The 13,651-nt window shown below is 72.9% G+C and carries 11 protein-coding genes and 1 pseudogene; 1 reads left to right on the top strand and 11 read right to left on the bottom strand.

Annotated elements, in window-relative coordinates:
* From C4T42_RS08525 to ileS, 7 genes and pseudogenes are all read right to left on the bottom strand, one after another.
* Window positions 1-78, bottom strand: a pseudogene (locus C4T42_RS08525) (ferredoxin--NADP reductase); the annotation flags it as partial.
* Window positions 79-394: 316 nt separating this feature from the next.
* Entirely contained in the window at window positions 395-1,345 is a 951-nt protein-coding gene (locus tag C4T42_RS08530; protein ID WP_020093172.1) for a ring-cleaving dioxygenase, read from the bottom strand.
* Window positions 1,346-1,577: 232 nt separating this feature from the next.
* Window positions 1,578-2,873 carry a pitrilysin family protein gene (locus C4T42_RS08535; RefSeq protein ID WP_020093173.1) on the bottom strand — a complete coding sequence of 432 codons (1,296 nt, stop codon included), beginning with the start codon at window positions 2,871-2,873 and terminating at the stop codon, window positions 1,578-1,580.
* Between the two features lie 107 nt (window positions 2,874-2,980).
* Entirely contained in the window at window positions 2,981-4,390 is a 1,410-nt protein-coding gene (locus C4T42_RS08540) for a pitrilysin family protein (protein WP_020093174.1), read from the bottom strand.
* Window positions 4,391-4,549: 159 nt separating this feature from the next.
* Window positions 4,550-5,215, bottom strand: coding sequence for a hypothetical protein (locus tag C4T42_RS08545; RefSeq protein ID WP_020093175.1), 666 nt, complete (start codon window positions 5,213-5,215; stop codon window positions 4,550-4,552).
* Between the two features lie 160 nt (window positions 5,216-5,375).
* Window positions 5,376-5,891, bottom strand: a complete 516-nt coding sequence (lspA, locus tag C4T42_RS08550; protein WP_020093176.1) for a signal peptidase II — start codon at window positions 5,889-5,891, stop codon at window positions 5,376-5,378.
* Between the two features lie 85 nt (window positions 5,892-5,976).
* On the bottom strand, window positions 5,977-8,943 hold the full coding sequence (gene ileS, locus C4T42_RS08555) for an isoleucine--tRNA ligase (RefSeq protein ID WP_020093177.1): 2,967 nt from the start codon (window positions 8,941-8,943) through the stop codon (window positions 5,977-5,979).
* A 336-nt stretch (window positions 8,944-9,279) separates the two neighbouring features.
* Here ileS and C4T42_RS08560 point away from each other — a divergent pair, with 336 nt between their 5' ends.
* Window positions 9,280-9,549, top strand: a complete 270-nt coding sequence (locus C4T42_RS08560; RefSeq protein WP_012318778.1) for a hypothetical protein — start codon at window positions 9,280-9,282, stop codon at window positions 9,547-9,549.
* 32 nt (window positions 9,550-9,581) lie between these two features.
* On the opposite strand, the gene C4T42_RS08565 is transcribed toward C4T42_RS08560, so the two are convergent.
* From C4T42_RS08565 to C4T42_RS08580, 4 genes are all read right to left on the bottom strand, one after another.
* Window positions 9,582-10,535: a DMT family transporter gene (locus C4T42_RS08565; RefSeq protein ID WP_020093178.1), complete on the bottom strand. Its 954-nt coding sequence runs from the start codon at window positions 10,533-10,535 to the stop codon at window positions 9,582-9,584.
* A gap of 114 nt (window positions 10,536-10,649) precedes the next feature.
* Entirely contained in the window at window positions 10,650-11,030 is a 381-nt protein-coding gene (locus tag C4T42_RS08570) for a hypothetical protein (protein WP_020093179.1), read from the bottom strand.
* A 427-nt stretch (window positions 11,031-11,457) separates the two neighbouring features.
* On the bottom strand, window positions 11,458-12,300 hold the full coding sequence (locus C4T42_RS08575) for an NAD(P)-dependent oxidoreductase (protein WP_103984990.1): 843 nt from the start codon (window positions 12,298-12,300) through the stop codon (window positions 11,458-11,460).
* A gap of 26 nt (window positions 12,301-12,326) precedes the next feature.
* Window positions 12,327-13,529 carry a pyridoxal phosphate-dependent aminotransferase gene (locus C4T42_RS08580; protein ID WP_020093181.1) on the bottom strand — a complete coding sequence of 401 codons (1,203 nt, stop codon included), beginning with the start codon at window positions 13,527-13,529 and terminating at the stop codon, window positions 12,327-12,329.
* Window positions 13,530-13,651: the final 122 nt, after the last annotated feature.

A 13,651-nucleotide genomic window follows, 5' to 3' on the forward strand; every position in this document is an offset into this window, starting at 1 on the left:
CCGCGTCGTGCGGAACGAGAACAGGTTGTCGGTCCAGTGGTGGACCGACAGAACGCGCTCCTCGTAGAACTTGCTCATCGACGGATCAGTCCTCGAATCCTCTGACGCTCGGCACACGGCCCCGACGATTCGGGGCCCGTGGTGCGGGGGATCCCCGCCGCCCCGCTCGGGCGGGGGTGGATCCTCGGCAGGGAACCCGCCCGGATCCGGTTGCAAACACACGCGCGCCGCTTCTTTCGCAGTTGCAGCACGTCCGTCAAGGCGTGCCGGGATCACACTGGCGAAAGAAGTGAACGGCCTGGAATCGTTCGAAGATTTAGCGTCTTCGCGGACGCTCCGCAGCGCCGTTCCGGACATGGGAGGGTTGCCGCAGAGCGGGCCCCGCGCGCCGCCCTCAGAGGGGGGCGGCGGGCCGGAGCGGCGCGAGCCCGGCCTCGATCTCGGCCCGGCGCGGCTCCAGAAACGGCGGCAGGGCCAGGCGCTCGCCCAGGGTCTCCAGGGGCTCGTCCGCGGTGAAACCCGGCCCGTCGGTGGCGATCTCGAACAGGATGCCGTTGGGCTCGCGGAAATAGAGGCTGCGGAAGTAGTAGCGGTCCACCGGCCCGCTGCTCGGCACCCGCGCCGCCCGGAGCCTGTCGGCCCAGGCCTCGTAATCCCCGTCCGGGATGCGGAAGGCGACGTGGTGGACCGCGCCCGCGCCCTGGCGGGCCGGCGCGGACCGGTCGGCCAGGAGCTGGAGCTCGGCGGCCGGGCCGCCGGGTCCCATCGCGTAGACCTCCACCGGGCCGTCGCCCGTCTCGAAGGCGCGGTCCCGGCGCAGGCCGAGCACCTCGGTCAGCACGGCGGCGGTGCGGGCCGGGTCCGGCACCGACAGCCGGATCGGGCCGAGGCCGCGGATCTGGTAGGCGGCCGGCACGGGCGAGCCGTCCCAGGGATGCTCCGGCCCGGTCCCGCCATCGTCCACCAGGGCGAGGCGCTGGCCCTCCGGATCCTCGAAATCGAGGGTGAGGCGCCCGTCGCGCGCGGCGGGCTCGGCCTCGACGATCCCGGCCTCGCGCAGGCGCGCGTGCCACCACGCGACCGCGCCCTCGCCCGGGACGCGCAGGTGCGTGCGGGTGATGCTGCCGGAGCCCCGCCGCTCCCGGGGCGCCGGCCAGTCGAAGAAGGTGATGTCGGTGCCGGGGCTCGCCAGCCCGTCGGCGTAGAACAGGTGGTAGGCCGAGACATCGTCCTGGTTCACCGTCTTCTTCACGAGCCGCAGGCCGAGCGTGCCCGTGTAGAAGGCGACGTTCTCCGCCGCGCGGGCGGTCACCGCGGTGAGGTGGTGGATGCCGGTGAGCTGCATGTCGGTCCTGGGGTTCGCCGCGTCGCGCCTCAGGTGGGGGGCGGCGGCGGCTTCGCGAGCGGCTCGCGGATCGGGCGGCCGGCACCCGTTCCTCCGGGGCCGCGCCGCGGTCGGCCCGCAGCGATCGCCGCCCGAGAGGCGCCGCGCCCCGGACCGGCGGCGCGGCCGCTACGCGGCGATCGGTACCCGGGCGCGGCGGATTTCGCCGAACCGCGGTCCCGAGACCCGCTTCTCAGAGCCCCACGGGCCGGCCGGCGGCGACCACCAGCATCTTGCCGTCCGCGAAGGTGCGGGCGGCGGCCCGGCGGATATCCGCCTGGGTCACGGCCGAGACCATCGCGTTGCGCCGGGCGATGTAGTCCATGCCCAGCTCCTCGAAGGCGATCTGCACCAGCTGGTGGGCGATCTTGGTCGAGGTGTCGAAGCCGAGGGCGTAGGAGCCGGTCAGGTAATCCTTGGCCTTCTGCAGCTCGTCGTCGTCCGGGCCGTCCGTGATCAGCCGGCCGATCTCGTCGCCGATCACCGACAGGGCCTCGCCGACGCGCTCGTTCTTGGTGGCGGTGTAGCCCCAGGTCATCGCGGCCGACCGGTGGCTGACCAGCGAGGTCCCCACCGAGTAGGCCAGCCCGCGCTTCTCGCGCACCTCCTGGAACAGGCGGGACGTGAAGGCGCCGCCGCCGAGGATGTGGTTCAGCACGTAGGCCGGGATGAAGTCCGGGTCGCGCCACGGCACGCCGGCCATGCCGAACCGGATCACCGACTGGGGCACGTCGAGGTCGACGACGATGCGCTTGCCGAGATCGTGCACTTCGGTGCGCGGCACCGCCTTCAGCGCCCCGGCCTCCGGCAGGGTTCCGAAGGCGCGGTTCAGGCCCTCGGCGAGCTGCTCGGCGCCGATGGCGCCGACCGCCGCCACCTTCACCCGGCCGCGGCCGATGATGCGGGCGTGCATCGCCAGCAGGTCGTCCCGGGTGATCGCCGTCACGCTCTCCACGGTGCCGGAGGACGGGCGGGCGTAGGGATGGCCGGCGAACGCCTCCTTGAAGAAGCGGCGGGAGGCCAGCACGCCCGGATCGTTCTGCTGGTAGCGCAGGCCGGCGATGATCTGGGCGCGGACGCGCTCGATCGCGTCGGGGTCGAGGCGGGGCTTGGCCAGCGCCAGGGCGAGGAGCGCGATGCCCTCGTCGGCGTGCTTGACCAGCATCTTCAGCGAGCCGCCGACCGCGTCGGCCCCCGCGTGGAACGACAGCTCGATTGCCCGGGCGGCGAGCCGCTCCTGGAACAGGTCGGAGGTCAGGTCGCCGGCGCCCTCGTCGAGGAGCCGCGCCAGCATCTGCGCGCAGCCGGCCTTGCCGGCCGGGTCCTGGGCGGCGCCGCCCTCGAAGGTGAAGGCCAGGGCGATCATCGGCACCACCGGCGACTCGACGTGCCACGCCTCGATGCCGGCGGCGGTCGTCACCGGCAGCGCCGTGGTGGGCGAGCTGACGGTTTGGGCGGTGGTCTCGACCAGAGTCTCGGCCAAGCTCATGGGAACCTCGTGTCTCTATCTCGGGCGACGGCGGAGCGGGCCAGGGCTCCCGTTCGGCAGAGCGCCCCGCCCGGACCCGTCACGGGCCCGGCGGGACGCACCCGGGGTTACTCGGCGGCCATCGCGACCGGGGCGTCGGGATCCTGCGCCTTGGTCAGGTAGCCGGTGACCGAGCGGGCCGGCGTCAGCCAGCGCTCGGCGGCGCCCTTGAGACGCGCCTGCGTCACCCCCTCGATGTCGGTCGGCCAGCGGCGGACCTCCTCGATGGTCTCGCCGATCGCCAGCGCCGAGCCGTAGATGCGTGCCAGCGACGACTGGCTGTCAGAGGAGTAGACGGTCTCGGCCACGAGGCGGGTCTTGGCGCGCTCGATCGCCTCGGCGTCCAGGGCCTCCGCGGGGGCGCGGCGCAGCACCCTGTCGACGGCCTCCTCCAGCTTCTCCAGGGGCACGCCCTCGGCGGGCACCGCGTAGACGGAGAAGCGGGTGTCGTCGATCGCCGAGCCCATGTACCAGGCGCCGGCATTCACCGCGAGGCCGGTCTCCATGACCAGCTTGCGGTAGAGGTAGGAGGTCGAGCCGCCGCCCAGCACCTCGGCCAGCAGCTCGAGGTCGTGGCAGCCGCCGTCCCGGGCGGTGATGCAGGAGGGGGTCAGGTAGAGGCGCTGCAGGGTCGGCTGCTCGACCTTCGGGTCGGCGACGGCGACGCGGCGCAGGGCCTTCGGCTCCGGCTCCCGCGCCCGCAGGCGCTCGGGCCGGGCGCCCTGGGGCGTCACGCGGCCGTAGGTGGTCTCGGCGAGGCGCCGGACCTCGTCGGGCGTGACGTCGCCGGCCACCACCAGGATGGCGTTCTCGGGGGTGTAGAAGCGCTTGTAGTAGGCCAGCGCGTGCTCGCGGTTCAGGCCCTCGATCTCGTGCATCCAGCCGATGATCGGGATGCCGTAGGGATGGTGCACGAACAGGCCGGCCGCCATCGCCTCGGAGAGCTGGGCGGAGGGGTCGGTCTCGACCCGCATGCGCCGCTCCTCCAGCACGACGTCGCGCTCGGGGGCGACGACGGCGTCGTCGAGGACGAGGCCGCTCATGCGGTCCGCCTCGAATTCCATCATGGTGCCGAGGTGATCCCGGGCGACCCGCTGGAAGTAGGCGGTGTAGTCGTAGCTGGTGAAGGCGTTCTCCTGGCCGCCCAGGCCCGACACCGCCTTGGAGAAGGCCCCGACCGGGTGCTTCTCGGTGCCCTTGAACATCAGGTGCTCGAGGAAGTGGGCGATGCCCGACTGGCCGAGCGGATCATCGGCCGAACCGTTGCGGTACCAGATCATGTGGGTGGCGACGGGGGCCCGGTGGTCGGGGACGACCACCACGTCGAGGCCGTTGTCGAGGGTGAAGGCCGTCACTTCCGGTCCGCCCGCCTCGGAACGCCCGAACGGCGCGGCCTCGCCCCGGCCGGCGCTGCCGCCGTAGGGCGAGCCCGGACGCAGCGGGAAGAGGGTGGGCGTCGCCTTCCTGAACAGGTGCATTCCGCTTTCCTTCTGCCGGCCCCGGATCGAAGCGTCCCGCGTCGGGATGCGCGCGCGGATCGGGGCCGTCCTGGTCACCGGGGCGCAAGAACCGCACCGGGACGATCATCTCATGTTGCCACGCCGCGGCGCCGTTGCAACGGCGACACGGCGCCCCCGTCACTGCTGCGCGCGCTGACGGAGATACGCGCGGGGATCCGACTCCTCGCGCTCGCGGCTGGCGTTGTTGATCGGGTCGCTCGACGGCGGCCGGGCCAGCTGCTTGGGCGACTGCCGGTACCCGGTCGGCGGGTCCGTGAGCGTGTCGCGGCTCGGCTCGATGTCGGAGGGCTCGGCGTTGGCGCTCTTGCCCTTGAGCAGCTCGAAGGGGCTGAGCAGGCTGTCGTCGCGGTTGTTGTCGCCGGGCTTGCGCTCGGCGGTGGTCGTCAGGCCCGCGCCGGCACGGCGGCCGCCGCGCATCTCCTCCACGGAGAGCGTCGCGTTGTTGTCGTCGTAGCGGCCCTGGGCCTGGGAGCCCTTGGGATTGCGCCGCTCCACGGCGGCGCGCTCGCGCTCCACGATCTCGGGATCCTTCGGCCAGGCGGTGCTGGTGGAGCGCGCCCGCGGCTGCGGCAGGGCCTTGCCGTCGATCTTGGGCGGCATCACCAGTGGCGGCCGCTCGTGATAGTCGATCGGATCCTGGCGCTTCTCCAGGAGGCCGATGCCCGACAGGGCGTCACGCATGAACTCGCCGCGCTCCTGCGCGTGCGCGGCACCGACGACGCAGAGCGGAGCCAGGGCCACCGCGGCGGAGAGGAGGGGACGAAGCCTGCGATGCCCGGTCATGCTGCCTCACGGGTTCCGGACGGAGCGTCCGGCTCTGGGAAGGCCGCGGCGCGGCCCGATCCGACAGGTCCCGGCCTGAGACCGGTTTCCGGCGATCGTATGGCGCCTTGACTGCGTCGCGCCAGGAGGGGGACGCGGGAGGACCTGTGTGTTGCAGGGATCACAGGCGCGGCGCCGGGTCGCCCTGCGGGGGGGACGCCCGGCCCCTGCGGCCGTCCGGGGACAGGCTGTCGAGGATCAGGCCGATCACGCCGGCCACGATCGCCGCGTCGGCGACGTTGAACACGTACCAGGACCAGCCGCCGGCATGCAGGTGGACGAAGTCGAAGACGGCGCCGTAGGCGGCCCGGTCGATGGCGTTGCCGAGCGCCCCCCCGACGATCAGCCCGAGGGCGATCCCGAGGAGCCGCGACGTGGCCCGGCGCATCCAGATCCCGAGGCCGAGGGCGGCGGCCAGCGACAGGGCCACGAGGAGCCAGCGGCCGATCCCGCCCTCCTGCTGGAACAGCCCGTAGGAGACGCCCCGGTTCCAGACCACGACGAAGTCGGCGAAGGGCGCCAGCCGCCAGGGCTGCGTCAGCACGAGGTCGGTGCCGAAATAGAGGCCGAGCTTGCTGGCCTGATCGAGGACCAGGGTGAGAACGAGGGCCAGGAGGCCGGCGCGGAACGGCGTCACGGGCGGCGCACTCGGCCCGGGCCGGCGTCCCCCTCTCCCCGCGGGCGGGGAGAGGGAGTGGCGCCGCCGACGACGCGGAACGCCCTCACGCCGCGCTCGCCTCCGGATGCGCCGCGTCCCACTCGCGCAGGGCCTGGGCGTCGCGGGGCGTCACGTCCGGGTAGTCCGGGTCGCTGCCCACCTCCGGGCTGACCCGCCAGGAGCGGGCACATTTGCGACCCGCGGCCGGGCTCGGCACCACCGCCACGCCGCGTACCTCGTCGAGGCGGAAGGCCTCGGCCGGGCCCTCGCCCGCCACAACGGCGATGTCCGAGGTGATGCAGGTATCGGCGAAGTCGCAGCCCTCGAGCGCCGCGAGAAGCTCCGGATCCGCCACGTAGACCGTCGGCGCCGCCTCCAGGCTCGCGCCGATGCGCTTGGCCGCGCGCTCGATCTCCAGGGCGCCGGTGACCACCCGCCGCACCCGCCGGATTTTTTGCCAGCGCTCCGCGAGGGGGGCGTCGAGCCAGTCAGCCGGGGTCTCCGGCAGGGTCTGGAGATGCACCGAGCCGTCCTCGGACGGGTAGCGGTCGAGCCACGCCTCCTCGGCGGTGAAGGCGAGCACCGGGGCGAGCCAGATCGTCACCCGGCGGAAGGCCTCGTCGATCACCTGCAGCGCCGACCGCCGGCGGACCGAGGACACGGGATCGCAGTACAGGGCGTCCTTGCGCACGTCGAAGTAGAAGGACGACAGGTCGCCGGTCATGAAGCCGTTGAGCAGCGCCACCACCCGCTTGGTGTCGAACGCCGCGTAGGCCTCGCGGATCTCGCCGTCGAGCTCGGCGAGCCGGTGCAGGATCAGCCGCTCCAGCTCCGGCATGTCGGCGTAGGCCACGTCGTCGCCCTGGACTCGGTGGGCCAGCGAGCCCAGCATCCAGCGCAGGGAATTCCTGAGCTTCCGGTAGGTCTCCGCGAAAGTCTTGATGATCTCCGGGCCGATGCGCAGGTCATCTGTGTAGTCGGAGGCGGCGACCCACAGGCGCAGGATGTCGGCGCCCGAATCCTTGATGACGCTCTGCGGTGCGACGACGTTGCCCTTCGACTTCGACATCTTCAGGCCCTTGCCGTCGAGCACGAAGCCGTGGGTCAGGACGATGTCGTAGGGCGCCCGGCCGCGGGTGCCGGCGGATTCGAGCAGCGAGGACTGGAACCAGCCGCGGTGCTGGTCGGAGCCCTCCAGGTACATGACCCGGTCCTGCCCGCCGTCGCGGACGCGCTTCACCCCAGAAAGCCCCGGGAAGGCCTCCGGATCGTCGAGCACGAAGGCGTGGGTCGAGCCCGAATCGAACCAGACGTCGAGGACGTCGGTGACCTTCTCGTAGGCGGCCGGGTCGTGGTCGGGCGCCAGGAAGCGCTGCGCGGCGTCGTCCCGGAACCACGCGTCGGCGCCCTCGGCCGCGAAGGCGTCGCGGATGCGGGCGTTGACGGCGTCGTCCTTCAGGATCTCGGCGGTGTCGCGGTGGACGAAGACGGTGATCGGAACGCCCCAGGCGCGCTGGCGCGAGACCACCCAGTCCGGCCGGTTGGCGACCATGCCGGTGATGCGGTTCTTGCCTTGCGTCGGCACCCACTGGGTGTCGTCGATGCCCTGGAGCGCTACCTCGCGCAGCGTCCGGTTGCCCAGCGAATCCACCGGCCGGTCCATGGCGATGAACCATTGCGGCGTGTTGCGGAAGATCACCGGCTTCTTGGACCGCCAGGAATGCGGGTACTGGTGGCGCAGCACCCCGCGGGCGATCAGCGCCCCGGCCTCCGTCAGCGCGGCGATGACCGCCTTGTTGGCGTCGCCCTTCTCGCCCTTGGCGGTGAGCACGCGGGTGCCGGTAAAGCCCGGAGCGGCCTCCGTGAGCACGCTGTCGGCGTCGACCGTGTAGGGGATGGTCGCGTCGATGCCGCGCTCGCGCAGCAGCCGGCCGCTCGCCATCCAGAGCTCGAAATCCTCGCGGCCGTGGCTCGGCGCCGTGTGGACGAAGCCCGTGCCGGACTCGTCGGTGACGTGGTCGCCGTCGAGCATCGGCACGGCGAAGCCGTAGCCGAGCTTCGCCAGCGGGTGGTCCAGGGTCAGGCCGGCGAGCGTCGACGGGCTCACGTCGGCGACGCGCGCGAACGCCTCGACCCGGGCGGCTTTGAACACCGTGGCGGCGAGGCTGTCGGCGAGCAGGTAGGTCTGGCCGGGCACCGCCCAGTTGTCGGCCGGCGCCTCCGTGACCCGGTACAGGCCGTAGGCAATTTTTTTGGAGAACGCGACGGCGCGGTTGCCCGGGATCGTCCACGGAGTGGTCGTCCAGATCACCACCCGCGCCTGCGCGAGATCGCCCTCGGCGCCGGACCGGATCGGAAACGCGCAAAAAATCGTGTCGCTGACGTGCTCCTCGTACTCGACCTCGGCTTCGGCCAGCGCGGTCTTCTCGACCACCGACCACATCACCGGCTTGGAGCCGCGATAGAGCTGGCCGCTCATCGAGAACTTCATCAGCTCGTCGGCGATCACGGCCTCGGCGGGGAACGCCATGGTGGCGTAGGGATGGTCCCAGTCGCCGGTGACGCCGAGCCGCTTGAACTCCTCGCGCTGCACGTCGAGCCACTGGGCCGCGAAGGTCCGGCATTCCTGCCGGAACTCGATCACCGGCACGTCGTCCTTGTTGCGGCCCTTGGCGCGGTACTGCTCCTCGATCTTCCACTCGATCGGCAGGCCGTGGCAGTCCCAGCCCGGGACGTAGTTGGCGTCGAAGCCGAGCGCGGTCTGCGAGCGGACCACCACGTCCTTGAGGATCTTGTTGAGCGCCGTGCCGATGTGGATGTTGCCGTTGGCGTAGGGCGGCCCGTCGTGGAGCACGAATTTCGGCCGGCCCTGGCCGCGGGCGCGCAGCTTGCCGTAGAGGTCCATCCGCTTCCAGCGCTCGATGAACAGCGGCTCGCGCACCGGCAGGCCAGCGCGCATCGGGAACTCGGTCTGCGGCAGGAACAGGGTCTTGGAATAGTCGCGGGCGGGCGCGGTCTCGGGGGCGGTCATCGGATCTCGCATCGGCGGTCGGGCCGGCAGCGTCGGGCCGGCGGAATCGGGTCGGGCGGCAGGAGGATCCCGGACCTCCGCGCGGCCGCGCTGGAGCGGGCCCTCAGGCGGAGGCCGGGCCGGTAATTCGGATCGGGCGGCCGGGGCCGCGCAGGGCGCGCGAAGCGTGCATGACGGGTTCTCTACCAGCCGCCCCGGCCGGAGGCCAGCGGCAGCGCGGATCACGCGCCCGTGACCGCGGATGGGACCAATCGGCGTCTGAACCGTTGACCGACACACCCTCCGCCCGCCGCGGCGGCGCGGAGCCGATTCGGACAGACATCCGGGAGTAGCCCCATGAAGAAGCTTCTGATCGCGACCCTCGCCCTCGCGCCGCTGGCCTACGCGGGCGCCGCGGAGGCCCAGGGCACGGCGCGCGGCGCCCAGCGCGGCGTCGAGGACGGCACGGCCGCGGCCGGCCCCGTGGGCGGGGTCGTCGGCGGCGCGGTCGGCGCGGCGACCGGCACCGTCGGCGGCGTGCTCGGCACCGATCCGGACCCGGCCCGCCGGGCGCGCGAGAACCGCCGCGAGGAGCGGATGGAGCGCCAGGAGCGCCTCGGCCGCTGACAGGGTCCCGTAACAGGGTCCGGCCGGTCGCCTCAGGCGGCCGGCCGCGCCTCCCGGCGGATCGTCTCCTGCGCCAGGAGGTACAGGCCGGAGCCGACGACGATCATGGCGCCCGCCACGGTCCAGCGGCTCGGAACGTCGCCGAACAGCAGGAAGCCGAGCGTCACCGACCACAGCAGCTGCGTGTAGATGAACGGCGCCAGCACGTTGGCCGGGGCCCGGGCATGGGCCATCACCAGCAGCCAGTGGCCCAGCGTTCCGAACAGCGCGACCCCGAACAGCAGCGCCCAGTGGGTCAGGCTCGCCGGGCTCGTCCAGATCCACGGTAGGAGCGGGGCCATCAGCGCGAGTCCCGCGAGGCCCGTGTAGAACATGGTCGTGGCGGTCGAGTCGTAGGCCGCGAGCTTGCGCGTGATGATCGCGTAGAAGGCGTAGACCACCACGTTGGCGACGCAGAGCAGCGCGGCCGGATGCATGCCGCCGGCGCCCGGCCGCACGATCACCAGCACGCCCAGGAAGCCGACGCCGATCGCCGCCAGCCGCGCCCGCGACGACCACTCGCCGAGCAGCGGCCCGGCGAGCAGCGCCACGGTGAGCGGCGCGGCGAACTGGATCGAGATCGTCTCGGCGAGCTGCAGGTAGCGCAGGGCCAGGAAGTTGAGCGCCGTGGAGGCGAAGAGCAGCAGGGAGCGCGCGATCTGCAGCGGCAGGCGCCGGCTCTTCACGACGCCCGGCGTGCGTACCGGGTTGATGAACAGCGAGATCATGGCGACGCTCGCCGCGTAGCGCATGAAGGTGGTGACCAGGGGATCGACGCCGGCCCGGGCCAGGGTCTTGCCGCAGGCGTCGAGGCTCGCGAAGAAGGCGACGGCCCCGCACATCAGGGCGATGCCGACGATCCGCCGGCGGCCGGCGAGGTCGGCCTCCGGAGCGGCGCGCGGCGCGGCGCTGTCGTCGGGGACGGAGGTCGCGACCTGCGTGCTCATGCCTGACCAATCTCGGTAGAGGCCGAAATCCCTGCCACGCCCGGTGCCGTGCGGGTACCGGCCGGCGCGCAGGGGAACCATGCAGCCGGCACGGTCGCCCGCGACGGCGGCGGCTCAGCGCTTCGCCGCGACCTTCTCGGCAACGGGGGCCTTCTCGGCGGAGGCCGTCTTGGTGGCGGCCTTGGCGAGCTTCGGCTTGGGCGGCGTCGCGCCGGCGATCAGGGCGGCGAGGTGCGACTGGTCGAGCCCCGCGGCGGCGCGCGCGGGCGCAGCGGGAACAGGCGCCGCCGCGGCGACCGGCGCGGGCGCCAGCGCGGCGGCCCGTTCGACCCGGCGCGGCTCGATGGAGCCGGTCGCGGCGGGCTCGGCGAGGCTCGCCGTCGCGACCGCGGGGGCGGCGGACTCGCGCTGGACCCGGAGGGTCCAGTGCGCGGCGGTGGAGAGCGCGGCGATGCCGAGAATCGCCTTGATGCCGCTGGTGAGCAGGGCTCGCATGGTCGTCAGGCCCGAGAGAACGCGGTTACGCGGAACCGGATCCCCGGCCCGGACGCATCATCGCGCGGGAGCGTGAACGAAGCCGCAACGGCCCCGTGCGCCCCTGTCCCGGAACGGGTCAGGGACCCGCGCCCGCGACCCGTCTCGCGGGCGGAATCGGGTGGGAAATCATGTGGGCCATGCGCCGGACCCGCGGTTCCTGTTCCCCGCGCTCCCGACACTCCTGCAGCGACTCGGCCCACTGAGCCTCACAGGAACGGCCCAGAGAACTGGTCCGGACCGTCCCGTCACTGCCGACCCCGCCGCCATGCAGGCCCGAGCGGGCTCGCGAAACCTTCAGGCGCATCGGCCGCTGGGGACAGCCCGTGTAGAGGGTGACAGCCGAGCCGGCAACAGAGGCGGGGCCGTTTCCGGGACCCCGCGGCGATCAGTGCTCCGCCGCGGGCGCGACGAAGCGCATCAGCGCGGCGATCTCGTCCGCGCCGTCCTCCGCGGCGAGGCGCCGGTAGAGCGCGGCGTAGCCGGAGAAGACCTGCCGCCCGGCCGCGTCGGGCCCGAGGACCCCGGCGATCTCCTCCATCTCGGGCGCCCAGCGATAGGCCTTCGGCACCATGTCGGGCAGCCCCCTGGCGAACCGGGCCAGCAGCGACGGCTCGTTCTCGGCGAGCTCGGCCAGCAGCGCTTCCCCGGCGCCGGCGCGCTCGGCGGCGCCGATCACGAGCGCGGCGAGCGCCGTCAGGCCCTTGTTGAGGCCGGCATAGCTCATCTTGAGGCTGGAGGCGGCGCCGACCGCGCCGGGGCAGACGCGCAGGTCGAGGCCGAGGTCGCGCAGGACCAGGGCCGGGGCCGTCTCGGGACCCGAGACGTAGACGCGCGGCCCCTTGGCGCCGGGCTTCGGCGGCAGGCCCAGGATCGCGCCGTCGAGGAATGGCGCGCCGGTGGCCGCGACGATCCCGGCGACGCGCCCGACCGTCTCCGGGCTGACGGCGTTGGCGTCGATGTAGACCGGCTTGCGCGGGGCCGCCGCCAGGGCGGGCGCGAGCCGGCGGGCCAGCGCCTCCGCGTCGGCGGGCGGCACGATGGAGAGCAGGAGATCGGCGGCGGCGAGCTCGCCGTCCCCGGCATGCGCCATGCCGGCGGCCGCGGCCCGGGCGCGGCTCGCCGCCCCGCGCCCGTCCAGGGAGGTCAGTACCCGGGCGCCGTGCCCGGCGAGCCGGGCCCCGACGGCGCTGCCCATGGCGCCCGGGGCGATCACCGCGATCGTGGGCACGGGACGCCTCCGGGACCTCGGGGCCGCTACCGCAGCGAGCCGCAGAAGCGCTGGATGCGCCGGCAGGCCTCCTCCAGCACCGCGTTCGACGTCGCGTAGGAGATGCGCAGGTTCGGGCCGAGGCCGAAGGCCGAGCCGTGGACCGCCGCCACGCCCTCGGCCTGGAGCAGCTCCATGACGAAGTCCTCGTCGGTCTCGATGGTCTTGCCGGCCTCGGTCCGCTTGCCGATCAGCGCCGCGCAGGACGGGTAGACGTAGAACGCGCCCTCCGGCGTCGGGCAGGTCAGCCCGTTGGTCTGGTTGAGCATCGACACGACGAGGTCGCGCCGGCCCTGGAAGGCGGCCCGGAACGTGGCGAGGTGGTCCTGCGGCCCGTCGAGGGCGGCCACCGCCGCCCACTGCGCGATCGTGCTGGCGCCGGAGGTCTGCTGGCCCTGGACGAAGTCCATCGCCTTAATGAGCGCTTCCGGCCCGGCCGCGTAGCCGATGCGCCAGCCGGTCATGGCGTAGCCCTTCGAGACGCCGTTCATCGTCAGCGTCCGCTCGATCAGCTGCGGCTCGACCTGGGCCGGCGTGACGAACGCGAAGTCGCCGTAGGTGAGGTGCTCGTAGATGTCGTCGGTGAGGATGTGCACGTCCGGGTAGCGGAGCAGCACGTCGGTGAGCGCCTTCATCTCGGCGCGGGAATAGGCGGCGCCCGACGGGTTCGACGGCGAGTTGAGGACGATCCACTTGGTCTTCGGGGTCAGGACCCGGTCGAGCTCCTCGGCCTGGAGCTTGAAGCCGTTGGCCATGTCGGTGTCGGCGAAGACCGGCGTGCCGCCGCACAGCCCGACCATCTCCGGGTAGGACACCCAGTAGGGGCGGGGGATCACCACCTCGTCACCGGGGTTCAGCGTGGCGAGGAACGCGTTGTACAGCACCTGCTTGCCGCCGGTGCCCACGATGGTCTGCGAGACCTTGTAGTCGAGCCCGTTCTCGCGCTTGAACTTCCGCACGATCGCCTCGCGCAGGGGCACGATGCCGGAGACCGGCGGGTAGCGGGTCTCGTTCCGGTGGATCGCCGCGATGGCGGCCTGCTTGATGTGCTCGGGCGTGTCGAAGTCGGGCTCACCCACCGACAGGCTGATGACGTCGACGCCGGAGGCCTTCAGGTCCCTGGCCTTCTGGGTCATCACGATGGTCGCGGACGGCTTCACCCGCGAGAGGACGTCGGCGAGGAGAGCCATGGCGTGCGGTGCTCCGGATTTTTGCGGTCAGGCGCCGCTTCCCCGCGGCGCGGCGGACCCTAGGCCCGGGACGCTGAGCCGGCAAGCGCGAGACGCCGCGGCGGCGCGCGGGAGCGACGTTT

It is taken from the genome of Methylobacterium sp. 190mf (assembly GCF_900107945.1).
Lineage (GTDB): Bacteria > Pseudomonadota > Alphaproteobacteria > Rhizobiales > Beijerinckiaceae > Methylobacterium.

Excerpts from the sequence above, each read along its gene's own strand:
- C4T42_RS08535 (WP_020093173.1), bottom strand. The coding sequence starts at position 2,873 with ATGAGCTTGGCCGAGACTCTGGTCGAGACCACCGCCCAAACCGTCAGC.
- C4T42_RS08545 (WP_020093175.1), bottom strand. The coding sequence starts at position 5,215 with ATGACCGGGCATCGCAGGCTTCGTCCCCTCCTCTCCGCCGCGGTGGCC.
- C4T42_RS08580 (WP_020093181.1), bottom strand. The coding sequence starts at position 13,529 with ATGGCTCTCCTCGCCGACGTCCTCTCGCGGGTGAAGCCGTCCGCGACC.
- C4T42_RS08565 (WP_020093178.1), bottom strand. The coding sequence starts at position 10,535 with ATGAGCACGCAGGTCGCGACCTCCGTCCCCGACGACAGCGCCGCGCCG.
- C4T42_RS08530 (WP_020093172.1), bottom strand. The coding sequence starts at position 1,345 with ATGCAGCTCACCGGCATCCACCACCTCACCGCGGTGACCGCCCGCGCG.
- C4T42_RS08540 (WP_020093174.1), bottom strand. The coding sequence starts at position 4,390 with ATGCACCTGTTCAGGAAGGCGACGCCCACCCTCTTCCCGCTGCGTCCG.
- ileS (WP_020093177.1), bottom strand. The coding sequence starts at position 8,943 with ATGACCGCCCCCGAGACCGCGCCCGCCCGCGACTATTCCAAGACCCTG.
- C4T42_RS08570 (WP_020093179.1), bottom strand. The coding sequence starts at position 11,030 with ATGCGAGCCCTGCTCACCAGCGGCATCAAGGCGATTCTCGGCATCGCC.
- C4T42_RS08560 (WP_012318778.1), top strand. The coding sequence starts at position 9,280 with ATGAAGAAGCTTCTGATCGCGACCCTCGCCCTCGCGCCGCTGGCCTAC.